This window comes from Cobetia sp. BL01 (assembly GCF_056493605.1).
The window spans coordinates 571,918-593,053 of sequence record NZ_JBVBEE010000001.1 but is presented as its reverse complement, the minus strand read 5'-3'; the positions used below and the strand labels follow the sequence as shown (position 1 = coordinate 593,053).

The 21,136-nt window shown below is 62.4% G+C and carries 18 protein-coding genes, 1 pseudogene and 2 riboswitches; of the genes and pseudogenes, 9 read left to right on the top strand and 10 right to left on the bottom strand.

Annotated features, from left to right (window positions below):
• Nucleotides 1–55: 55 nt before the first annotated feature.
• The 3 genes from ACZYGA_RS02540 to edd are packed head-to-tail and all read right to left on the bottom strand — an operon-like array spanning nucleotide 56 to nucleotide 3,877.
• Nucleotides 56–925: a D-hexose-6-phosphate mutarotase gene (locus ACZYGA_RS02540; RefSeq protein WP_141392205.1), complete on the bottom strand. Its 870-nt coding sequence runs from the start codon at nucleotides 923–925 to the stop codon at nucleotides 56–58.
• A gap of 45 nt (nucleotides 926–970) precedes the next feature.
• The gene (gene glk, locus ACZYGA_RS02535) at nucleotides 971–1,987 is read right to left on the bottom strand and encodes a glucokinase (RefSeq protein ID WP_404625698.1); all 1,017 of its coding nucleotides are present in this window, start codon (nucleotides 1,985–1,987) and stop codon (nucleotides 971–973) included.
• A 33-nt stretch (nucleotides 1,988–2,020) separates the two neighbouring features.
• Entirely contained in the window at nucleotides 2,021–3,877 is a 1,857-nt protein-coding gene (gene edd, locus ACZYGA_RS02530) for a phosphogluconate dehydratase (RefSeq protein ID WP_077375147.1), read from the bottom strand.
• 376 nt (nucleotides 3,878–4,253) lie between these two features.
• Here edd and gap point away from each other — a divergent pair, with 376 nt between their 5' ends.
• From gap to ACZYGA_RS02510, 4 genes are all read left to right on the top strand, one after another.
• Nucleotides 4,254–5,258: a type I glyceraldehyde-3-phosphate dehydrogenase gene (gene gap / locus ACZYGA_RS02525; RefSeq protein WP_077375144.1), complete on the top strand. Its 1,005-nt coding sequence runs from the start codon at nucleotides 4,254–4,256 to the stop codon at nucleotides 5,256–5,258.
• A 696-nt stretch (nucleotides 5,259–5,954) separates the two neighbouring features.
• Nucleotides 5,955–6,353, top strand: a complete 399-nt coding sequence (locus ACZYGA_RS02520; RefSeq protein WP_191237555.1) for a hypothetical protein — start codon at nucleotides 5,955–5,957, stop codon at nucleotides 6,351–6,353.
• 213 nt (nucleotides 6,354–6,566) lie between these two features.
• Nucleotides 6,567–8,987, top strand: coding sequence for a diguanylate cyclase (locus tag ACZYGA_RS02515; RefSeq protein WP_479398322.1), 2,421 nt, complete (start codon nucleotides 6,567–6,569; stop codon nucleotides 8,985–8,987).
• Between the two features lie 65 nt (nucleotides 8,988–9,052).
• On the top strand, nucleotides 9,053–9,919 hold the full coding sequence (locus ACZYGA_RS02510; RefSeq protein ID WP_404624985.1) for a dienelactone hydrolase family protein: 867 nt from the start codon (nucleotides 9,053–9,055) through the stop codon (nucleotides 9,917–9,919).
• A gap of 107 nt (nucleotides 9,920–10,026) precedes the next feature.
• On the opposite strand, the gene pncB is transcribed toward ACZYGA_RS02510, so the two are convergent.
• Nucleotides 10,027–11,211: a nicotinate phosphoribosyltransferase gene (gene pncB / locus ACZYGA_RS02505; protein WP_084208033.1), complete on the bottom strand. Its 1,185-nt coding sequence runs from the start codon at nucleotides 11,209–11,211 to the stop codon at nucleotides 10,027–10,029.
• Nucleotides 11,212–11,343: 132 nt separating this feature from the next.
• Nucleotides 11,344–11,700 carry a DUF4190 domain-containing protein gene (locus tag ACZYGA_RS02500; protein ID WP_254696547.1) on the bottom strand — a complete coding sequence of 119 codons (357 nt, stop codon included), beginning with the start codon at nucleotides 11,698–11,700 and terminating at the stop codon, nucleotides 11,344–11,346.
• A gap of 101 nt (nucleotides 11,701–11,801) precedes the next feature.
• Here ACZYGA_RS02500 and ACZYGA_RS02495 point away from each other — a divergent pair, with 101 nt between their 5' ends.
• The 4 genes from ACZYGA_RS02495 (at nucleotide 11,802) to ACZYGA_RS02480 (ending at nucleotide 15,764) form a co-directional block, all read left to right on the top strand.
• Nucleotides 11,802–13,091 carry a GNAT family N-acetyltransferase gene (locus ACZYGA_RS02495; protein WP_284728405.1) on the top strand — a complete coding sequence of 430 codons (1,290 nt, stop codon included), beginning with the start codon at nucleotides 11,802–11,804 and terminating at the stop codon, nucleotides 13,089–13,091.
• A gap of 205 nt (nucleotides 13,092–13,296) precedes the next feature.
• Nucleotides 13,297–14,634 (top strand): nuclease-related domain-containing protein, encoded by a 1,338-nt coding sequence (locus tag ACZYGA_RS02490; RefSeq protein WP_404624988.1) that lies wholly within the window; start codon nucleotides 13,297–13,299, stop codon nucleotides 14,632–14,634.
• Nucleotides 14,635–14,916: 282 nt separating this feature from the next.
• Nucleotides 14,917–15,285 (top strand): phasin family protein, encoded by a 369-nt coding sequence (locus ACZYGA_RS02485; RefSeq protein WP_077375127.1) that lies wholly within the window; start codon nucleotides 14,917–14,919, stop codon nucleotides 15,283–15,285.
• 200 nt (nucleotides 15,286–15,485) lie between these two features.
• A complete protein-coding gene (locus ACZYGA_RS02480) occupies nucleotides 15,486–15,764 on the top strand; it encodes a peptidylprolyl isomerase (protein WP_043331408.1) in 279 nt (92 codons plus the stop codon).
• A 130-nt stretch (nucleotides 15,765–15,894) separates the two neighbouring features.
• Here the strand turns inward: ACZYGA_RS02480 and thiC are convergent, their stop codons facing one another.
• The 5 genes and pseudogenes from thiC to ACZYGA_RS02455 form a co-directional block, all read right to left on the bottom strand.
• A complete protein-coding gene (gene thiC, locus ACZYGA_RS02475) occupies nucleotides 15,895–17,904 on the bottom strand; it encodes a phosphomethylpyrimidine synthase ThiC (protein WP_404624990.1) in 2,010 nt (669 codons plus the stop codon).
• Nucleotides 17,905–18,030: 126 nt separating this feature from the next.
• A riboswitch (TPP riboswitch) is annotated at nucleotides 18,031–18,171 on the bottom strand.
• Between the two features lie 190 nt (nucleotides 18,172–18,361).
• Nucleotides 18,362–19,021, bottom strand: coding sequence for a thiaminase II (tenA, locus tag ACZYGA_RS02470; protein WP_077375119.1), 660 nt, complete (start codon nucleotides 19,019–19,021; stop codon nucleotides 18,362–18,364).
• 143 nt (nucleotides 19,022–19,164) lie between these two features.
• A riboswitch (TPP riboswitch) is annotated at nucleotides 19,165–19,303 on the bottom strand.
• Nucleotides 19,304–19,455: 152 nt separating this feature from the next.
• On the bottom strand, nucleotides 19,456–20,148 hold the full coding sequence (locus tag ACZYGA_RS02465; protein ID WP_404624992.1) for a TIGR04282 family arsenosugar biosynthesis glycosyltransferase: 693 nt from the start codon (nucleotides 20,146–20,148) through the stop codon (nucleotides 19,456–19,458).
• A 43-nt stretch (nucleotides 20,149–20,191) separates the two neighbouring features.
• Nucleotides 20,192–20,431: a hypothetical protein gene (locus ACZYGA_RS02460; RefSeq protein WP_404625322.1), complete on the bottom strand. Its 240-nt coding sequence runs from the start codon at nucleotides 20,429–20,431 to the stop codon at nucleotides 20,192–20,194.
• Nucleotides 20,432–20,612: 181 nt separating this feature from the next.
• A pseudogene (locus ACZYGA_RS02455) lies at nucleotides 20,613–20,903 on the bottom strand (glycosyltransferase); the annotation flags it as partial.
• Here ACZYGA_RS02455 and ACZYGA_RS02450 point away from each other — a divergent pair.
• Nucleotides 20,818–21,033 carry a hypothetical protein gene (locus ACZYGA_RS02450; RefSeq protein ID WP_404625324.1) on the top strand — a complete coding sequence of 72 codons (216 nt, stop codon included), beginning with the start codon at nucleotides 20,818–20,820 and terminating at the stop codon, nucleotides 21,031–21,033. The pseudogene ACZYGA_RS02455 and the gene ACZYGA_RS02450 sit on opposite strands and share 86 nt — an antisense overlap.
• Nucleotides 21,034–21,136: the final 103 nt, after the last annotated feature.

Sequence of the window (21,136 nt, the reverse complement as noted above, 5' to 3'; positions counted from 1 at the left end):
GCTCGGTAGCCACCTGTCAGTGGGAAGCTGACAGGTGGTGTATGGATCGTGAGTGTCACCCTTCCTGTTCGAGAGGGGAGATGTGCTGTACCAGCAGATGTTGCGCGCCCGGCGGCAGCCAGACGGGGTCAAGGCGGGTACAGGCAGTCTCGACACACAGGAAGCCACGGGCGTTCTCGACGCTGGTATCGGCCGGTGGTGCATCGCCCGGGTGCCAGACGACCGTGGAGTCGGAGCCCTGCTTTGCAATGCGCAGTCTGCGCTGGCCATCCTCGAGCACCTGGACCTGGCTTGACTGGTAGATGCGATCCAGCGGGCCGCGAATGCCCAGCTCGCCTTGCTGATCAAGACGCGAGAAGTCCTGACGCTTGTCCAGATAGCTGGCGCCGGCGAGGCCGGTGACGCGGCACTGGAAGGCATCTTCCACGGCAAAGTAGGTATGCAGGGCGCCGGTCATCTTGACCGGGTTCTCGCCGCGATTTTCCGTGATCAGCTCCACCTTCAGGAAGTGGCGACCCGCGAAGATGACGACGCGAGGCGAGAGTGCGGCGTGCAGGGGAGATTGCGGAGAGGCATGGATCTCGACGCCTTCCTCCTCGTCTTCCTCTACCGCGTCGATGCGCCACTCGGCCTTGCGCGCCGGGCCATGCAGCTCTGTCTCGCCCTCAGGATACTCGTCAGCGAACCAGGGCCAGCACAGCGGAATGCCGCCACGAATGCTGCCCGGAAGCGCCGCCGGTGTCTCGGTGACCCACAGCCAGGGGCGCTGGGAGGCTGGCTGGTAATGCAGCACCTGGGCGCCCTGGTGGCAGACGACCAGCTCGCCCCAGGCGCGGTTGAGGATCAGGAGCATGCGGCCTTGCCATTCGCAGGTACGTTGGCCGCTCGTGGCATCCACCAGTGCGCGCAGACTTTCAGGAATCATCTCGAGCTTCCTCGACGGTTCAGGAGCGTGGCCGACGGCATCGCGTCATGCCACCTCTTCATTGTGCAGTGCCTCGGCGGCCCCCAGCAGACCGGTCCACGGCGCGGTCACCACCCAGGTAGGGATCGCGGCATTGTAACGGCTCATGCGGTTCTTGTCGGCGAAGGCGCGGCGAAAATCGCTTTGCCCGAGCAGGTCAAGGTTGCGCGGCAGGACGCCGCCGCAGAGATACACGCCGCCACGCGCGCCGAGCGCCAGGGCAAGATCCCCGGCCACGTCTCCCAGAATCTTCATGAAGCGCAGCACGGCATCGCAAGCCAGGCTGTCCTTGGGTTGCCCGAGCGCATCGCGGGCATGGGCGGCCTGGCTGACGTCCGCGGCGCTTTCGAGCGGAGTCGGCAGGCCGCGCAGTTCGCCCAGCGCCCGGTAGATCTCGAGCATTCCCTGGCCACAGAGCAGGCGTTCCACCGAGACTCTGCCGTGCCAGCGCCGGAAGATCTTCAGCAGCGCATCCTCGAGCGCATCGGTGGGGGCAAAACTGACATGCCCACCTTCGGTGGCCAGCGGAATCCAGTTGTGGGTGCCATGTACCAGACCCGCGACACCCAGCCCTGTTCCCGGGCCCATGATCAGACGGGGGGCGGCATCATTGCCCGCTCCTTCCGTGAGTTCCTCACCGATGGCCAGTCGCTCACCGGCCTCGATGTGCGGCACGCCCAGTGCCATGGCGGTGAAGTCATTGAGGCACTTGAAACGTGTCAGGCCCAAGGATTCGCGCACGTCGCTCTTGGCGAATGACCAATGGTTGTTGGTCATGCTGACCTGCTCCTCATGGACCGGGCAGGCAAAGGCGAGGCAGGCCTCCTTGGGTTGTTCGTCAGGGGCAAGCCCCAGTCTCTGGTAGTAGGCCTGGACGGCCTCCACGAGTCCGGAATGCTCGGCGCAGGCCAGCGTGTGGATGTCATGGAGGGTGTGGCTGCCCGGCTGGACAAGCGCCAGCCGGGCATTGGTGCCACCAATGTCGCCTACCAAGGCAAAGCGGCTCGGTGTCTCACGAGTCATCGTGTGGCGTCCTCAGTCGACTTGCGTGGCTGCTCAGTGGGTATTGCGGTCGTGGCCGCTGCCGGGCTGGTCGCCGTAGCCTGCGAAGCTGGAGGCTCCTTCTTCGGCGCCACCGACCAGGGAGCGCATCCCGGAGAACAGCTCACGGCCCAGGCCATGGTGGTAGCTGTCACGGGAGATGCCTTCGGCCTCACGAGCCTGCCATTCGCCTTCCTCGACCAGGGCTTCCAGTGTGCCGGCGTTGGCATCCAGACGAACGACATCGCCTTCGCGCAGTCGTGCCAGCGGGCCACCGTCCAGCGCTTCCGGGGTCATGTGGATGGCGGCCGGCACCTTGCCGGAGGCGCCGGACATGCGGCCATCCGTCACCAGCGCGACCTTGAAACCACGGTCCTGCAGGATACCGAGATAGGGCGTCAGCTTGTGCAGTTCCGGCATGCCGTTGGCGCGCGGACCCTGATAGCGGACCACGGCGACCATGTCCTGTTCCAGCTCGCCGGCCTCGAAGGCGGCCTTGAGCTCGTCCTGATCGCTGAACAGCTTCACGGGGGCTTCGACGAGGCGGTGCTCTTCCTTGACGGCGGAGACCTTGATCACGCCACGCCCCAGATTGCCTTCGAGCACGGTCAGGCCGCCTGTCGGCGCGAACGGATTGGCGACCGGACGCAGCACGTCCTCATCGAGGCTGTCGGTGGGGCCATCCTTCCAGACCAGCTTGCCGTTCTCGAGGAAGGGCTCACGTACGTAGCCGGCCAGGGTGCCACCGTCCTGGGTGGTGATGTCGTGCAGCAGTCCCGCCTTGAGCAGCTCGCGAATCAGGAAGCTCATGCCACCGGCTGCCTGGAAGTGGTTGATGTCAGCCTGACCGTTGGGATAGATGCGCGTCAGGCTGGGGACCACGGCGGAAAGCTCGGTGAAGTCATCCCAGGTGATGGTCACGCCTGCCGCACCCGCCATCGCGACCAGATGCAGGGTGTGGTTGGTGGAGCCGCCGGAGGCCAGCAGGCCGACCATGGCGTTGACGATGGCGCGAGCGTCGATCTGGCGATAGAAGGGACGATAGTCGCCACCGACTTCGCTGTTGCGGATGGTCTGCTCGGCAGCGTGACGGGTCAGGGCGTCGCGCAGCGGGGTGCCCGGATTGACGAAGGAGGCGCCCGGCAGGTGCAGGCCCATCAACTCGATCATCAGCTGGTTGGAGTTGGCGGTGCCATAGAAGGTGCAGGTGCCCGGGCTGTGGTAGGAGGCGGACTCGGCTTCCAGCAGCGCGTCGCGGCCCACCTTGCCTTCGGCGAACAGCTGACGTACCCGCGCCTTCTCGTTGTTGGGCAGGCCGGAGGGCATCGGGCCCGCGGGCACAAACAGGCTCGGCAGGTGACCGAAGCGCGCCGCGGCGATGAACAGGCCCGGCACGATCTTGTCGCAGACACCCAGGAACAGGGCGCCGTCGAACATGTTGTGTGACAGGCCGATGGCGGCGGCCATGGCGATCAGGTCGCGGGAGAACAATGACAGTTCCATGCCCGGCTGCCCCTGGGTCACGCCATCACACATCGCGGGTACGCCGCCGGCGAACTGGGCTGTGGACCCCATCGCCTGCACCGCTTCCTTGATGATGCGCGGGTAATCCTCGAATGGCTGGTGCGCGGACAACATGTCGTTATATGACGAAATAATGCCGAGGTTGGCCGAGTTCATCAGCTTGAGGCGATTCTTGTCGGTCTCACCGCAGGCAGCGAAGCCGTGCGCCAGGTTGCCGCAGGAGAGTTCGGAACGATGGACGCCACGGCGTTGCTGGCTTTCCATCAGTTGCTCATAGGCAGCACGACGTTCGCTGGAGCGATCAATGATGCGCTGAGTCACGCGCTCGACGGTCGGATTGACGGACATGCTCTTACCTCATGGGTCAGGCGGCGCAGGGCGCCGAGGCTGGCGAAGAAATGGGGGCTTCCCGTGCATCGGGCGTGCCTGTCTAGGGCGACGCTAGCCAGTGACGGCGGCACTGTAAAGTCTGGAGTCTCGGCCATCCTGCCGAGAGCAGGCTACAGTAGCGCGTCACGTTGCTCAGGAAACGCATTTGTTCGAAATATTCGGTAAACTTAACAAAAAAACTGCTTGAAGACTGGACGACTTTCGGCCAAATTAACGTAAAAGCGTGTAGGATACTTTCATGAGCCACGTTGGTCTGCCCGGGATGCGCCAAGTCTTCCCGAGCAGTGAAGCCATGTGCCAACCTGCACCTGCCATACGCCACAGGAGTTGAGTCATGACATTACGCGTCGCCATCAACGGTTTTGGTCGCATCGGTCGCAACGTGCTGCGTGCGCTGTATGAAGGCCAATACAATGATCGCATTCAGGTCGTTGCCATCAACGATCTGGGAGATCCGAAGCTCAACGCTCATCTGTTGAGCCGCGACACCGTGCATGGTCGTTTCGCCGAGACGGTCTCTCATGACGAAGAGAACCTGTTCGTCGGTGAAGACAAGATTCGTATCCTGGCGGAACGCGATCCGGCCAAACTGCCGTGGTCCAGCCTGAATGTTGACCTGGTGATGGAATGCACGGGTCTGTTCACCAAGCGTGCCGCTGCCGCCAAGCATATCGAAGCCGGCGCCAAGCGTGTGCTGATCTCCGCGCCGAGCGGTGATGCCGATGCCACCATCGTGTTCGGTGTCAACGAAGACACGCTGAAGGCGGAGCATCAGGTCGTGTCCAACGCGTCCTGCACCACCAACTGCCTGGCACCGGTCGCCAAGGCGCTGAACGACGAAGTCGGCATCGAGAACGGTCTGATGACCACCATCCATGCCTACACCAACGATCAGAACCTGTCGGATGTCTACCACTCCGACCCGTACCGTGCCCGCAGTGCCACGCACTCCATGATTCCGACCAAGACCGGTGCCGCGGCAGCCGTGGGCCTGGTGCTGCCGGAACTCAATGGCAAGCTGGACGGTCTGGCGATTCGCGTGCCGGTGATCAATGTCTCGCTGGTCGATTTGACCTTCACGGCCTCTCGCGATACCTCCATCGAAGAGATCAATGCCATCGTGACCAAGGCTGCCGAAGGCTCCAGCGTGCTGGCCGTCAACGAGCTGCCGCTGGTGTCCATCGACTTCAACCACGATGCGCATTCCTCCACCTTCGACAGCAACCACACTCGCGTCAGCGAAGGGCGTCTGGTCAAGGTCATGGCGTGGTACGACAACGAATGGGGCTTCTCCAATCGCATGCTCGACACCGCACTGGCCATGCAGGCCGCCAAGTAAGATGACTCAAGGCCTCGCCTGAGGTTCCCTGAAGAGGCCATCTCTTCAGGCTGGCACAGGTGAGGTCTCAGAATTCGGAGCCCTGTCAGAGACTCGACAGGCTCCCCCCAGGTGAGGACGAGTGGCCCGAGGATTCTCGCGTCGCGCTCAGGCTCCACGGACAAGGCAATGTCACTCGTCCCCTCTCAATCGTGTGTCGGTCAGGGTTGGCGCCAAGACCGGCTTCGATGCTGCTCGGAATGACATCGCGTCATCCACTCTTTGAACCTCCCAGTCATGGGAGGTTTTTTTTCGCCTGAATCTCGAGATGAGGGCTTGCCTCGCGATGCTCGTCCTCCAGGCATTCGTGTCTTCGTTTGGCATCATTCGCGTGAGGCATGAGAGACAGAGATTACAAAGATGGCGACACTCTCTGAAGTTGGTCGGCATAACGTGCGGTGAAAAGTGCCGAATGGCAGGCAATGTGCCGCTTTCTTGTGGGTGGTGTCGGTGTGATTAGCGAAACTATGAACATGTGTTACACTTTGCTCTTGACATGCGCCGTGTACGTCGCTCGTGAGCGCGGGTGGCATGTCAGATCATGCAGGCACGCTTTCGTCCTGCGAATGTTCATGTACTGGGGCAATGCAGGGAAGGTATTGCCACACTGCCGCTGTTCTCGGCAGATCTCTTGACTTCCAAAGCAGGCTGTCTCAGATGCACGATGCCATTCGCGAAGCCCACGAACTGATCGGTGCGACGCTGCGCGACCCCGGGACACAACGTCAGGGACGCGTGGTCGGCATGGATCTCGGGCGTGAGCAGCCGGCCATCTATGTTCTCTGGCAGGAGAGTGCCGCCGCAGAGCGCATTGACATGACGCCGGATGACTTTCGTTCATTGCTGGAGCACTCCCGCGCCCGTGGTGGTGAGCGGCAGGAAACTGCCACGCGACGTCACGCTACCGGCGCGGCGCAGAGGCGAGCCAAGGCGCCCTCTGCAGCGAGCCGAGTGCGCAAGGATGTCGCCCGCGATGGCGCCCCGCATGACACGGTCAGCGAGCCGGATACTCTGCAGGCTGATGCCATGGTCGGTGCACGTACCGCACAAGGCTAGCACCTTCCGCTCTGACCCCTTCACGCCCGACCCGGACTCTGTTCCGGGTCGGGCGTTTTCGTGCTGCCCATCGAGATTGTCAGTCCGGAGGCGGTATGGGCCTGCCTGCCCTTGACGCTGACGTGCCCTCCAGCGTTGGTGTGACGCGCTGGTCTTGCGCGGGGTGATGACGCACTCTGAGGGGCGACGTCTGACCCAAAGGGGAGTCTCACATTGCTGGAATCGTTCTCAGATGCCCGCCTGCTGCACCATTACCATGCCGTCGCAGGGGATGTCCTGTTCATGTTGAGCGCGGACGGCCAGCGCTTCCTTACCCTGAATCCTGCAGTGGAGCGTCTGCTCGGGTATGGCGAGCGCGACTTCCTCAAGCATCCCGAACTGTGGTTCTCCCTGATCGTGGCGGCAGATCGTCAGCGAGTCAGAGACTTCCGGGCCTCCGGTGCTCCTGCCGGGTCGATGACCTATCGCATCAGGGATCGCAGTGGACACGGCGTGCTGGTGGAGGAAACACTCTGGCGCTCCGGCGCGAATCACCCGGTCTGCGGTCGAGTCGTCGATATCTCCCTACGAGAACAGGCACTTGCCCACGAGCGGCAGCAGCTTCAGGCTTATCGCATGATGCTGATGCGCAGCAGAGACCCCATGGCCATGCTGGAGGTGAGAGGGTCCTCCCTGTACCTGCATGAGGCGAATCCGGCATGGCACCTCTACCATGACGCCGCCATGGCACATGCGGGACAGACCCTGGAGCGGGTGTATCACTCCCACGTCATGCATTGTCTGGAAGGAGCCGGGACCTTGCAGTGTGACGTCAGCCTGAGCTTGCCACGTGGCGATTGTCGTCTTTCCGTCCAGCTGGTGAATCTGGGTCGGACGCAGCAAGGAGACTCGCCTCGAGTCGCCGTGATGGTGCGTGACATCAGCGCGACTCATCACCGGTTGGAGCAGGCGGTCAATCAACGTCAGCGGTTGATGACTCAGCTCAATGACACCCCGGGGGTGCGCTATTGTGCGCGAGGCCCCTGGCCACTGGAGGAGCTGCAATCCATTTCCTCCGGCGTCGAGATGCTGGCGGGCCTGTCGCGGGACCTGCTGCTGGCCAGCCCGCGAATCTGGCAGTCACGCATCTGCGAGGATGACCTGGCGGAATGTCAGGCACGCTTTCAGGAGGCCGTCGACTCGCGCAGTGCCAGCGTCAGCCTGCGTTACTCCTTCCGCCATGTGGATGGCCGCCAATGCTATCTGCAGGATGACATGCACCTCTACTATGCGGCCGGAGGCGCCGTCAGAGAGGTGTTGGGGCAACTGAGTGACATCAGTGAAAGCGAGGCTCACCGACGCCAGCTGGAGTATCTGATACAGCAGATGCCGGGCATGGTGTTTCAATGCCGGCTCAGCCGGGAGGATGAGTTCACCTATACCTATCTATCGCCGGTCGCCCATCAACTGCTGGGAGAGGAAGTTGACGCGACACTTGAGGATGCCTCGCGCTTCCTGTCGCATCTCAATGACCAGGAGCGGCAAAGACTGCTTGAATCGGCACGCGCCAGTGCCGAAACCCAGTCGCCCTGGGAGCCGGATATCTACTATGAGCATCCAGATGGGGAAACCCGGCGGCTGGCCTGCGTGGCCTTGCCCCAACCGATGGACCCCATCGATGGCAGCGTGACATGGAATGGTTACTGTGACGACATCACGGCGCGCCATCACATCGAGCGGGCGCTGCGTCAGAGCGAGGAGCGCTATCGATTCATTCTCGATTCCGTCAGCGACATGGTCAGCATTGAAGGCAGTGACGGGATCTGTCAGTACATCAGTCCATCCGTCGAGAGGCTTTGCGGGTTTGGCGTGAATGACATCGAGGGCAGCGAGATCAAGCTGCTGATTCATCCGGATGACAGAGACCGCGTCGCCAGGAAGGTCCATCGTTCCGCCTGTCTTGGAGAGGTCTTTCGTGTCGACTTCCGAATTCTCCACAAGCAGGGCCATACGCTGTGGTTCGAATCCATCTCCACGCCCTCGATGGACCCCAAGACCGGCCGCTATCTCCGGATTCTGTCGGTCTCGCGCAATATCAATGAACGCAAGCTGATCGAACAGCGGCGCGAGCATGAAGCCATGACGGACGCGATGACCGGTGCCATGACCCGCAGCTGCTTCCTCTCCATGCTGGATACGTTGCTGGTATCCGCCTCGCGGGACCAGATTGCCCTGGTCCTGTTCGATGTGGATCACTTCAAGCGGGTCAATGACAGCTTCGGTCATGCCGCCGGGGACCAGTTGTTGAGTGGGTTGGGCGGCATCTGTCAGCAGCAATTGCGGCGCAATGACTATTTCGGGCGATTGGGGGGCGAGGAATTCGGCATCTTGCTGGCTGATGCCGGGGTCGCCACCGCTGTCGGCATGGCAGAGCGTCTGCGTCAGAAGATTGCCGGCATGACCTTCGCGTTCATGCAGCAGGAGCTGCTGTGTACCGTGAGTCTCGGCGTCGCCACGCCGATGCCCGGGGAGAGCCGTGACGACTTCCTGCATCGTGCTGACATGGCGCTTTACAGTGCCAAGCGGAGTGGTCGTAACCGGGTGGTAGTGGCATCAAGCTCGGTGAGCGAGGACAATCGGGAGGAAGGGATGTGACCGCGACACGACAGTGGGCACGTTCCATCATTCTGTACTCTGTCAATCTGCACAAGGAGTGGGCGATGCGTATGTTACGTGGCTGGTGCGCCGGAAGTCTGTTGTTTGCACAATCGGTGCTGTCCGCGGGGCAGGCATTGGCGGCCGATGATGGCAACCTCGTCGACCGTCTCGAAGGGCCGCAGGTCGTCACCGAGGTCGTGACCTATCGTGCCAATGGTGAGGAGCATGTCGGGCTGATCGCGCGTGATGCCAAGGCCAAGGGACGTCGTCCCGGCATACTGCTGGTCCATGAGTGGTGGGGGCTCAACAGTTATGCTCGCAAGCGCGCGGAGCAGCTGGCGGGGCTCGGCTATGTCGTGATGGCGGTAGACATGTACGGTGAAGGCCGCACGGCGGAGCATCCCGAGGATGCCAAGGCCTTCTCGTCGGCGGTGATGAGTGACTGGCCGAAGGCCGAATCCAGCTTCAATTCGGCGCTGGCGGTGCTGCGTTCTCGCCCCGAGGTGGATGGTGACCGCCTTGCGGCCATCGGCTATTGCTTCGGGGGAGGTGTCGTGTTGAACATGGCGCTTTCCGGCGCTCCGCTCAAGGCTGTCGTCAGCTTCCACGGCAGCCCTGGAATCGCCGTCGAGAATCCCGAGCCCTTCGCCGGACGCGTCGTGATCCAGAATGGCGAGGCGGATTCTCTGGTATCGCAGCAAGGATTGGACACGCTGCTGTCTACCTTTGAATCCCTCGGTACGCGGACGACCCTGATCCAGTATCCGGGGGCGAAGCATGCGTTCACCAATCCGGAGTCGGATGCCAAGGCCGCCAGGTACGACCTCCCGCTCGGCTATGATGCGTCGGCGGATGCTGCCTCCTGGCAGGTCATGCTCAATCTGTTCAATGGCGTGTTCAAGTCACCGAAGACCCAGCCGCAGACGTGAGCAGGTTGTCGTGACGCCGAATGCGTGACCTACATGAAGAAGCCCGTTCAGGCATCATCCTGAACGGGCTTCTTCATTGCGGGGTGACGGTGTCAGGGGCGAGCGTGTCAGTCTGCCGTCTGATCCAGCTCCTTGAGCGAGAGCACCTGATGCGCGAGACGGATCATGTCCGGATCACCCGTATGCTTGCTGGACACATCCGACAGCTTGATCACCGGCACCCAATCCTGACCCTCGGGCCGGGCTTCCGTCATCTTGATGACCATGTTCATCGGCTGGGGGCCGACGTCATTGGTGAAATTGGTGCCGATCCCGAACGACATGCCGATACGACCGGCACAGTAGCGCACGATACGGTCAACCTTGTCGGTATCCAGACCATCCGAGAAGATGATCGTCTTGGTCTTGGGATCAATGCCCAGCGACTCATAGTGGCGGATGGTCGCTTCGGCAAACTCGATGGGATCACCGCTGTCGTGCCGTACCCCATCAAACAGCTTGGCGAACTTCTTGTCGAAGCTTCTGAAGAAGGCACGACTGGTAAAGGTATCCGAGAGAGCGATCCCCAGATCACCCCGGTAGACCTTCACCCAGTTTTCCAGCGCCAGGATGTTGGCCATCTTGAATCCGAAGCGCGCTGCATGAAACATGAACCACTCGTGAGCATGCGTCCCGATGGGCTTGGTGCCATGACGCTGGGCCATGTGGACATTGCTGGTGCCGATGAAACAGCCACGGCCCTGTTCCTTGAGGGCGGCCACTACCTGATCATGGACCGCATAGGAATGGCGACGACGCGTCCCGAACTCGGCGACACGTACCCCCAGACGCTTGTAGTGCTCGATCTTGGTCAGCGTACTGTCACGCACGCTCTTGTCGCTGTCACGCTGATCGCCACCAAGGCGGTACCAGAGCTCACTGATCATCGCCATCAGCGGGACTTCCCACAGGATGGTGCGGTACCAGTAGCCCTCGATATGGACCTCAAGCTCCTCACCCGACTGGGTGATGGTGATTTCCGCGGGATCGAAGCGAAAGCCGGCAAGAAAGTCACGATAGGTGGGGTCGAGGAAGGGGCACTGTTGCTCCAGAAACTCCTTTTCCTCAGCACTCAGCGCCAGGCGTGCCATGTCATCCACGGCCGCGCGCAGTGCTTCGCCGAATCCCGGGGGGAAGGCATGCTGGCCCCGGTTGATGAAGGCGTAACGGGTGCGTGCGTAGGGAAACAGTTTCACCACCGCGTTCTGCATGGTGAACTTGTAGAAATCATTATCGAGAATCGAGTGCAGCATCGAGGCTCGCTCAGGTATGAGGCGGCTCACAGGAGCCGGAATCGCTGGCGGGAGCACACCAGGTGCTCAAGGCGGCAGGGTGTCCCGCTGGCATGAAAATCGGGGGGCAGGCTGAAGGAGGGTCGTCCTGCGTCAGCTGCTGAACGCCATGATACCGAACATGGTGAGCATCATGCCGCCGAACATCAGCAGACCCGCCAATGACAACGCGATGAGCAGGTAGCCCAGTATGAGGCCGGCCAGCGCCCAGCTATCGCCGGCATCACCGCGCTGGCGGATCTGTCGGCGGGCGAGATGACCGCAGACGATGCCACCCAATGCCGCGGGTGCCAGCAGACAGCCCAGCACGCTCAGGGCAAAGGAGGCCAGTGCCATGGCATTGGTCTCGGCGCGGGTTTCCTGCGCAGAGGGAGTGGCGGGACGCTCGGTAGCCGTCGCCGTATCGCGCGTGGGCTCAGGCTTGTCGGCGGGAGGCGATGTATCAGTCATGGCAGTCTCATTGTCTTGCATCATGGCGACACACTAGCATGTCCTGGGGCAGGCGGCATATCGGCCGGGCGGCAGGGTGGGCATCTTCAGAGGAGAGCAGGGTGAGCGAGCACCGGGAAGCAGGGCATCAGGAGAGTGATGCGTCGCGAAGGCAGATCGGGACTGAGGCCACTGACAGACGTGGCGCGAACTGGCAGCTGGACGTGCTCTCGTCGATCAGCGCTGTCACGCCCGCAGAATGGGATGCGCTGGCGGGAAAAGAGTATCCCTTTCTGCAACATGCCTATCTTCGTGCACTGGAAGACAGCGGCGCGGCCTGCGCGTCTACGGGCTGGTACCCGGCGCACTTGCTGGTGCGTGACGAGTCAGGACGGCTTGTCGCCGGCTTGCTGCGCTATCTCAAGCTGCACTCGCGGGGCGAGTATGTCTTTGATCAGCAATGGGCCGAGGCGCTGGAGCAGGCCGGTGGGCGTTATTATCCCAAGCAGCTGTCGGCAGTTCCCTTCACGCCGAGCGCTGGTCCGCGGCTGGTCCTGGCCTCATCGGAGGCGGGAGGCCCTTCCCGCCGAGCGCTGCTTGCCTGGTTGTGGCCCAGGCTTCAGGCCGGCGTGGCACCCGCCGTCGACGCAGGCGGGCCCTTGCGACGCTTTGAGCACAGTGGCTTTCATCTGTTGTTCGCGGATCTCGACGAGTGCCGCGACTGGCAAGCCGTCAGTCCGCAGCTGATGCTGCGTGGTGGCATGCAGTATCACTGGCAGTCGCGAGGTGAGCGAGACTTCGATGAGTGGCTGGGCAGTCTGCGCTCCAAGCGACGCAAGGAGATCCGCCGCGAGCGCCGCAAGGTGCTCGAGCAGGGCATCACCCTCGCGCGTCTCAGCGGTGAAGCCATCGGTGAGAGCGATCTCGAAGCATTCCATCGCTGTTACTGCATGACCTATCTGGAGCGCGGACAACGGCCCTACCTGACACTGGCGTTCTTTCAGCGCTTAAGGCGCAGCATGCCCGAGCAGCTGCTGCTGGTGCAGGCGCGTGATGAACATGGCGATCCTGTGGCGGCTGCGTTGTGCCTTGTCGGTGCCGATTGCCTCTATGGGCGCTGGTGGGGCAGTGAAGTGCAGGCGGACTGCCTGCATTTCGAGGTCTGCTATTACCAGGGGCTGGAGTTCTGCCTTGAGCGGGGACTGACGCGCTTTGATCCGGGCACACAGGGTGAGCACAAGATCAGCCGCGGCTTCTCGGCCTATGACACCTGGTCATTGCACTGGCTGGTACATCCCGGACTGCAGTCAGCCGTGGCTGACGCGCTTGAGGAGGAAGCGCGCTGGTTGAGCGGGGCGCGACGCCAGGTGGAGGCGATGCTGCCCTATCATCAGCAGCCTGATCTATCCTGAAGGTCTGTCCTGAAGCGCTATTCTTAAGGTCTGTCCTGAAGCGCTATCCTCAAGATCTGCCCGGTACCCGTTTCTCCCCTGCTTGTTCCCCCTGGCTGGATGCCCAGACAGGTAGCAGGTAGCAGGTAGCAGGTAGCAGGTAGCAGAGATGGCACTGCGATGACTACACTGAAAACATCTTAATGTTCTAAATTTAGAGGCTCCCATGCTGCTCAAGGATTGTGACTCCAGGGAGTATGACGTTCTGGTACTTGAGGTGTTGGCGCAGAATGCCACCTTGAGCACCCAAGAGCGCCAGCAGGTTCTGAGGATGCTGCGAGGCGTTCGAGCGCATCAGGAGCGTCGTCGCTCGCTCGCCCGATTCCTGAACACCCTGTTCGAGTCGCGCGATGACTGGGTCGTGCTGCATGACCTGCGCCTGGAAGGGGATGAGGGCGTGATCGAGCTGGATCACGTGTTGATCAATCGCCTCATGCAATTCTGGGTACTGGATGCGTCCTGCTTTGATCTCCCGCTGACGATCTCGCCATTTGGCGAGCTGAGCGCGCACCAGGGCCCCTCTGTCGAGCAAGGCGCTTCCGTCGGGCAGGGCTCATTGGAAGATACCGGGGAGGTCGTTCAGAGCGGTGATGAGTTGCGGTTGACGCCATCACCGCTGCTGGCACTCAAGGAACAGCAGCAGTGCTTTCGCCGCTGGCTGGAGAGCTCAGGTCTCCTGCCTTCCAGACTCGGGATGGTGCTGCAGCCACAATTGACGCATCGGTTGGTCATTGCCGCCGAGGAACAGGTCAGCCGGCCTCCCGAAGATATTCTGGACAGTCGAGCGCTGGTGGACCTGCGCGGGTTGTCCGAAGAATGCCTCAATCTCGGGAGCGGGGCGGCCTCCGTCGCCCGCATGCGTGATTTCACCCACCGGATCGACCCGCGTCGTCTGAGGCGTCTCGGTCGTGCCATCCTGGCGCAGCATGGCCCATCACGGGTCGACTGGGCGTCGCGACTCGGCTTGTCAGAACATGCCACCATGGCCATCCATCCCGATGAGCAGACGGCCTACGCCTGGGTACCACCCCAGGACCCATCCGCTTCCCCCTCGGTGGCCCCCGTGCGTGATGACGCCATCCCTTCTTCAAGCGGGGATGACGCTCCTCAGGTCACGCCTCGTGAGGAGGGGCCAACACCTCCCGAGACTCGCCGGGCCACTCCTCCAAAGGCCACCTCATCCTCTTTCCAGACACTGATGTCCGGCATGGTGCAGACCATGCCCTCGTCCACGTGCCACGGCTTGCAGGCTCAGGACTGGCAGCCTTCAGTTTCTGACGTGAGGCTGCAGGGCGTGTCCTCCGCTGGCGCGAAAGCCTCTGACGTGTCGCACGGCCATCGTGGCATGGCGTCTGGCCATGATGAGATGCAATACCTGCAGCCACGTTGTGATGAGTGTCGTCGCTGGTTGTCCAAGGCCAGTGTGGCGTTATGTCGTAGCGAGGGTCAGCGCGAATTGCTGGGTGACAGGATGTTGTGCCAGCGATGCCGTGCGAGCGACTGAAATCTTCATGTCATTCAGGGGCTTGACGTCTCTAGGCGAGAGGGCAGTCAGCCCGGCAGCAGACTCGCAGGGCAAGGTGGTTGATCAATATTGCGCTCCTGATGTTGCAGTGCAGCAAGAGGTGGCTTATGCTGCACTGCAGCGAGGATGGAACCTGTCGAGAATGCTGGCTTGCAGTGAGATCTCGACCTCATGGCTCACAAGCTTGGTTCAGTCCTGGTAGCCAACGGAGCAAAGCTCCGCTTCATTTTCCGTGTGATGCCAAACCCTGGAGGGTGCCCCATGTTCAACACCAATCTTGAGAAGACCACTCAGCAGTTCGACGACATGTTCTTCGCTCCGCTGCGTGCTTTCAGCGCCCTGAGCCTCGATTACAGCGAGAAGCTGGTCAGCGCTCAGATGGATCTGACCAAGTCCTACGTTGACACCTCCATGGCGCAGGCGCGTTCCATGCTCGAGATCAAGGACAGCGAAGGCCTGAAGAACTTCGTCAAGGAACAGCAGGAGACGGTCAAGTCTCTGGGCGAGAAGCTTCAGAACGACACCCAGAAGGTGGTCGAGCTGAACCAGGAATACGCCAAGAAAGGTCAGGAACTGGCAGAGAACAATGCCAAGTCCGCCTCCGAGGCCATGCAGAAAGTCGCCAAGTAAGCGACTGCTGCTGACGCTCTCAGGCGAGCGTCTACAACGCCCATCCGGTCTTCCGGGTGGGCGTTCGCGCGTCTGAGGCATCGCTGGGGAGGTGGGGAGGCGCGCGACGCTAGCGGCGAGCGCTGCCTTGGGCCACAATGTGCTGCCACGCCGCCGGTGATTGCCGGCGGCATTTATTCGATCAGTGACAGGTGATAGACATGGCACAGGCCACAGCGCGTCATATTCTCGTTTCCAGCGAAGAACAGTGTGCAGCTCTCAAGACCGAAATCGAGAACGGCCGCGATTTCGCTGATGCCGCTCGCGAGCACTCCTCCTGCCCGTCCGGTCGCAGTGGCGGTGACCTGGGCGCCTTCGGCCCGGGCATGATGGTCAAGGAATTCGACGAAGTCGTGTTCAGCGCACCGATCAACACCGTGCAGGGCCCGGTGAAGACCCAGTTCGGTTATCACCTGCTGGAAGTCACCAGCCGCACGTGATCTCTGGATCACGCTCATGACACGTCATGAGTGGTTGGCAGCAAGCCATTGAAAACGCCCCGACCAGTGATGGTCGGGGCGTTTTTCGTGCGGCTCAGCACGTCAGCCTTTCGTGCGCCAATCCCTCTACCTATACCTCCTGATAGAGCTGGCTGCCTTCGCGCTTGAACTTGTCAGCCTGCTCCTGCATGCCGGCCATCACGCTGTCGGCGTCACCGGTCAGGCCGTGTTCGTTGGCGTAGTCGCGGACTTCCTGGGTGATCTTCATCGAGCAGAACTTCGGCCCGCACATGGAGCAGAAGTGGGCGACCTTGGCCGAATCCTTGGGCAGCGTCTCGTCGTGGAAGCTGCGCGCGGTGTCCGGGTCAAGGCCCAGATTGAACTGGTCTTCCCAGCGGAACTCGAAGCGTGCCTTGGAGAGTGCATTGTCACGACGTTGCGCGCCCGGATGCCCCTTGGCCAGGTCCGCGGCATGCGCGGCGATCTTGTAGGTGATGATGCCAGTCTTGACGTCGTCCTTGTTGGGCAGTCCCAGGTGCTCCTTGGGGGTCACGTAGCAGAGCATGGCGCAGCCGAACCAGCCGATCATCGCGGCACCGATGCCGGAGGTGATGTGGTCGTAGCCCGGGGCGATGTCGGTGGTCAGCGGGCCGAGGGTGTAGAAGGGCGCCTCGTCGCACTCGCTGAGCTGCTTGTCCATGTTCTCCTTGATCAGGTGCATCGGCACGTGACCCGGACCTTCGATCATGACCTGGACATCGTGCTGCCAGGCGATCTTCGTCAGCTCGCCGAGCGTCTCGAGCTCGCCGAACTGGGCGGCGTCATTGGCATCGGCCACCGAGCCCGGGCGCAGGCCATCGCCCAGTGACAGGCTGATGTCGTAGGCCTTGCAGATCTCGCAGATGTCCTCGAAGTGGCGATAGAGGAAGCTTTCCTCGTGATGCGCCAGACACCACTTGGCCATGATGGAGCCACCGCGCGAGACGATGCCGGTCACGCGGCTGGCGGTCAGCGGCACATAGCGCAGCAGGACGCCGGCGTGGATGGTGAAGTAGTCGACGCCTTGCTCGGCCTGCTCGATCAGCGTGTCGCGGAAGATCTCCCAATCAAGATTCTCGGCCACGCCATCGACCTTCTCCAGCGCCTGATAGATCGGCACCGTGCCGATGGGCACGGGAGAATTGCGCAGAATCCATTCACGGGTCTCGTGGATGTTGGCGCCGGTCGAGAGGTCCATGACGGTGTCGGAACCCCAGCGGATCGCCCAGGTCATCTTGTCGACCTCCTCCTCGATGGAGGAGGTGACCGCCGAGTTGCCCAGGTTGCCGTTGACCTTCACCAGGAAGTTGCGGCCGATGATCATCGGCTCGCTTTCCGGGTGATTGATGTTGGCGGGAATGATGGCGCGGCCACGCGCGACTTCCTCACGCACGAATTCGGCGGTGATCTCGTCGGGCAGGTTGGCGCCGAAGCTGTGACCCGGGTGCTGGTGGCCCAGAATGCTCTCGACGGAGTCGCTGCCCTGATATTCCTCACGCAGCGCGATACGACGCTGATTCTCGCGAATCGCGATGTACTCCATCTCCGGCGTGATGATGCCCTGGCGCGCATAGTGCAGCTGGGTGACATTCTTGCCCGGCAGGGCACGACGCGGGCGGTGGTCCAGCTCGAAACGCAGGGACGACAGGCGCAGGTCGGCCTGGCGCACGCGACCATATTCGCTGCTCAGCTGATTGAGCTGTTCGGTATCGCCGCGCTCCTCGATCCACTTCTCGCGCAGTGGCGCCAGCCCGCGACGAATGTCGATCTCGACCGCCGGGTCGGTGTAGGGACCGGAGGTATCGTAGACGACGATCGGCGGATTCTCTTCCAGACTGTTGGAGGTCTGGGTCGGCGAGCAGCCGATCTCGCGCATGGGCACGCGGATGTCCGGGCGAGAGCCTTCGATGTAGATCTTGCGCGAGCCGCTCAGCGGCGCGATGGCGGCGGCGTCGACGCGGGCTTCACTGGCGAGATGGCGACTGCCATCCTTGCGACCAGCACGTGCGCGCGCCTTCGGCGCAGCCTCAGGCTGGGGGGCGAGCGACGGTTCTGCGGCGTTGGTGGCTTGCGGATCTTGAGTCGTGGGGGTAGTGCTCATGCAGGTCTCCTCAAAGGGCGACGTCACGGCAGACGTCATCATGGGAAGACCGTGCGCAGGGAGAGGATGGCCATCGCCGACTCCTTGCCAACAGGTGGCCCGGGAGCGAGGCGGCCGCGGGCAGCGGCTGACCATCAGCTTGATTCCTACGCCGGTCCTAACCGGTTCAGGTTCCACGGGACCCCTTGCTGGCAGCCTCGCCCATTTGGCGGCGAGGTGATGCATGCAGGATCTCAGCCGGTTCCACCGGCACCCCGTCAAGCGTGCTCAGAGTTCAATGCGGGCATGACCTGTGCTGAGCGTAGTGTTGGCCCAGATCATCGTGCTCGCATTCAGGCTCTGATGGCCTGTGGTGTGTCTGAATGATTGGCGAGAGGACCACGTCCCCAGGCCGATGAAAATCGGTGTGTCTTCCGTTCGCGCTGGTGCGGCCTGTCAGGCGACGGCCTGCCACGGATCAGTCGCGATCAAGGCCCATCTGCCAGAAGTCGATCTCGAGACGTGTCGCATCGCGGAAGACATCCACCAGTTCGCCCAGCCGGCGCTCCGAGACCTCCGAGAGCCGAGCGTCCAGCCATTCACGTTCGGCGTCCACCGCTTCCTTGAAGTCATCGCTGGAGTACATCGCGATCCAGTCCGCGTACGGATTGTCCTCGATCTCGGTGGTGTCCTGATCCAGCAGCCACTCGGCGATCTCGCCGTAGCCGATCAGGCAAGGCGCGAGCGCCACGTGCAGATCGAGCAGGTCGCCGCGCTGGCCGCAATCCAGTACGTAACGGGTATAGGCCAGGGTGGCACGCGATTCCGGCAGCTCACTCAGGTCATCCTCGCTGATGCCCCACTCGCTGCAGTAGCCGATATGCAGATCGAGCTCGGTATTGAGGATGGTGTCGAGACTGGCCGTGGCCTGACGCAGCTCCGCGAGGGTGCGGCTCTTGTAGGCGGCCAGCGCCCAGGCGCGCGCGAAGTGGATCAGGAACAGGTAGTCCTGCTGCAGGTAATGGCGGAAGGACTCCTCTGGCAGACGACCTTCCCCGAGCTGGCGAACGAAGTCATGCTCGAGATAGTCGCGCCATTCCTCGGCGCAGGCACTGGTCAGGTCTGAAAAGCTGGGCATCGACGCATCCCTCGGTGAGCGTGCTGCCAATCCGTGATGGAGTGGCAAAGGTCTGGCTCGAGCGTGGTCAGGTCCGGCAATCTGCAGGGAAAAAGCGGGGGGAGGTGCGGCGTTCACCTGGAAGAGGTGAAGATGATGTGCGGCAACACTTCGCGCTTGATCCCTACGCCGGTACTAACCGGATCAGGTTCGGCGGGATCGTCATTCACGCACCTCGATGCAAGGCCTCGAACAGTGCGAATGACATCTCAGCCGGTCTTACCGGCACCCCGTCAAGCTGTGACTCAGACGTCACGATATCTCGAGTGTAACAGTCCTGCGGTGCAGGAAAAGCCTCTGCCGCCCTAAAACCCATGCGACTTTGGGAGGCCTTCTGCGATGCTGAAAGGGCTTCCTGCGATGCGGGAAGCGTGTCATGCGCTGCAGGAAAGATGTCATGCAGGCTGACAGGAGGAGAGGTTCGCCATCAGGGCTGGGAAGTGTCGCCTCAGGCGCACCAGATCGTGAGGCTCATCGACATCCCAGCTGACAGGCAGGCAACCGACGCTTCTGCCTGCCTGAGCCAGCAGTGCAAGAGTCTCCCGGCTCACGTCGGCATGGCTCCAGTGATCCAGCTGGAAGGCCGCCGGGCAGGCTGCTTTCAGGCCAATCAATCCGTATCCCCCGTCTTCGCTGGGCTGCAGCACCGCCTCATGGTCATGCAGGCACCGCGCCGCCTCGCGCAGACGTTGACTGTCCAATGCGGGCAGGTCAGAGCCCATCAGCAGCACGGGGCCTGCGGGCAGGTGGCGCAGCATGGCCTGATGCATGCGCTCCCCAAGCCCACCCTGTGGCTGTGCCTCGAGCGTGATCCGCCTGCCATGTGCCGCCATGCTCTCTGCACGCCACTGATCCTCAAGTTCCGTCAGCAGGGCTGCCAGCTCAGGTTGCTGCCGAGCGTGCTCGGGGGAGGGAGTCAGCATCACGACCACCTTGCCGAGGCGTGAGGCGCAGGCCTGCTGAACGATTCTGCGCAGCATGCGCGAGTAGAGGCGTGCCGCCCCCTCGGGACCGAGGGCAGGGATCAGCCGCGTCTTGCATTGTCCGGCCAGTGGCAGGCGGCCGAAGATGATGAGCGTCGGGCGCATGTCATACGCGGCCGTGTCGGTTTCCCTGCCAGCAAGCGAGGCTTCAGGCATGAGGCAAGCCACGCTGTTCGCAGGCCTGAGCGGCGGCACCATATCCATAGAGGCGCGCCAGACGGACAGGAGATACGCCACCCCAGGCTGCCAGGCGCAGCCCCCACATCTTGAGGATGGTGCGACAGACGCCATGGGTTTCCCAGCGTCTTCCACTGGTGGTGACTCTGGCGGAGAGGTTCAGCGGCGAGGTCAGTCGCTTGAGCCTGACGCTCAGCTGGATGTCCTCCATCAGGGGGCACGACGGGAAAGCCCTCGATGGCCTCGAAGGTGGAGCGTCGTACGAACTGGGTCTGATCACCTGTGCTGATGCTGGTCAGGCGCGAGCGCAGATTCATCAGCATGGCGATCACGGGCAGCAGCGGAGAATCTCCTTCGATGTCGACATCGAAGCGACCCCAGTCGCACTCGCGATGCTCGGCGAGGGTCTCTGACAGTACCGAGAGGACATGTGCCGGCAGGCGCGTGTCGGCATGCAGGAACAGCAGCCATTGACCACGAGCCTGAGAGGCACCGGCGTTCATCTGCGTTGCCCGGCCCGGATCACTGCTCAGGCAGCGATCGCACAGCGGCGTTGCCAGCTCGCGGGTAGTATCCGTGGAGCCGCCATCGACCACGATGACCTCGCAATCCCCGCTCGCGCGCATTGGGCTCAAGGCGATCAAGGCCGAGACGATACCGGATGCCTCATTGTGGACTGGCATGATGATGCTCAGCCACGGGGGGCGCGTCAGGGCGCTGCCCGAACGGACAGCCCTGGGGGCAGGGCTGGCAACTGGCGAGAAGATGGAGGGCTTTGTCATGGCGCAGGCTCCGGCGATGGCGTCGTCCTGAGAGCATACGCATGTGATCACCCCATGGATGCAGAGCGTCGAGACGCTCGCTCAACGCTTGGGCGAAGAATCAACGCGTGAGCCGCCGTGTCGAGTCAGAGGCG

Bases quoted from the DNA above. Each gene is read 5' to 3' on its own strand.
- ACZYGA_RS02540 (WP_141392205.1), bottom strand. From the start codon at position 925: ATGATTCCTGAAAGTCTGCGCGCACTGGTGGATGCCACGAGCGGCCAA.
- glk (WP_404625698.1), bottom strand. From the start codon at position 1,987: ATGACTCGTGAGACACCGAGCCGCTTTGCCTTGGTAGGCGACATTGGT.
- edd (WP_077375147.1), bottom strand. From the start codon at position 3,877: ATGTCCGTCAATCCGACCGTCGAGCGCGTGACTCAGCGCATCATTGAT.
- gap (WP_077375144.1), top strand. From the start codon at position 4,254: ATGACATTACGCGTCGCCATCAACGGTTTTGGTCGCATCGGTCGCAAC.
- ACZYGA_RS02520 (WP_191237555.1), top strand. From the start codon at position 5,955: ATGCACGATGCCATTCGCGAAGCCCACGAACTGATCGGTGCGACGCTG.
- ACZYGA_RS02510 (WP_404624985.1), top strand. From the start codon at position 9,053: ATGCGTATGTTACGTGGCTGGTGCGCCGGAAGTCTGTTGTTTGCACAA.
- pncB (WP_084208033.1), bottom strand. From the start codon at position 11,211: ATGCTGCACTCGATTCTCGATAATGATTTCTACAAGTTCACCATGCAG.
- ACZYGA_RS02500 (WP_254696547.1), bottom strand. From the start codon at position 11,700: ATGACTGATACATCGCCTCCCGCCGACAAGCCTGAGCCCACGCGCGAT.
- ACZYGA_RS02490 (WP_404624988.1), top strand. From the start codon at position 13,297: ATGCTGCTCAAGGATTGTGACTCCAGGGAGTATGACGTTCTGGTACTT.
- ACZYGA_RS02485 (WP_077375127.1), top strand. From the start codon at position 14,917: ATGTTCAACACCAATCTTGAGAAGACCACTCAGCAGTTCGACGACATG.
- ACZYGA_RS02480 (WP_043331408.1), top strand. From the start codon at position 15,486: ATGGCACAGGCCACAGCGCGTCATATTCTCGTTTCCAGCGAAGAACAG.
- thiC (WP_404624990.1), bottom strand. From the start codon at position 17,904: ATGAGCACTACCCCCACGACTCAAGATCCGCAAGCCACCAACGCCGCA.
- tenA (WP_077375119.1), bottom strand. From the start codon at position 19,021: ATGCCCAGCTTTTCAGACCTGACCAGTGCCTGCGCCGAGGAATGGCGC.
- ACZYGA_RS02465 (WP_404624992.1), bottom strand. From the start codon at position 20,148: ATGCGCCCGACGCTCATCATCTTCGGCCGCCTGCCACTGGCCGGACAA.
- ACZYGA_RS02460 (WP_404625322.1), bottom strand. From the start codon at position 20,431: ATGGAGGACATCCAGCTGAGCGTCAGGCTCAAGCGACTGACCTCGCCG.
- ACZYGA_RS02450 (WP_404625324.1), top strand. From the start codon at position 20,818: ATGACCTCGCAATCCCCGCTCGCGCGCATTGGGCTCAAGGCGATCAAG.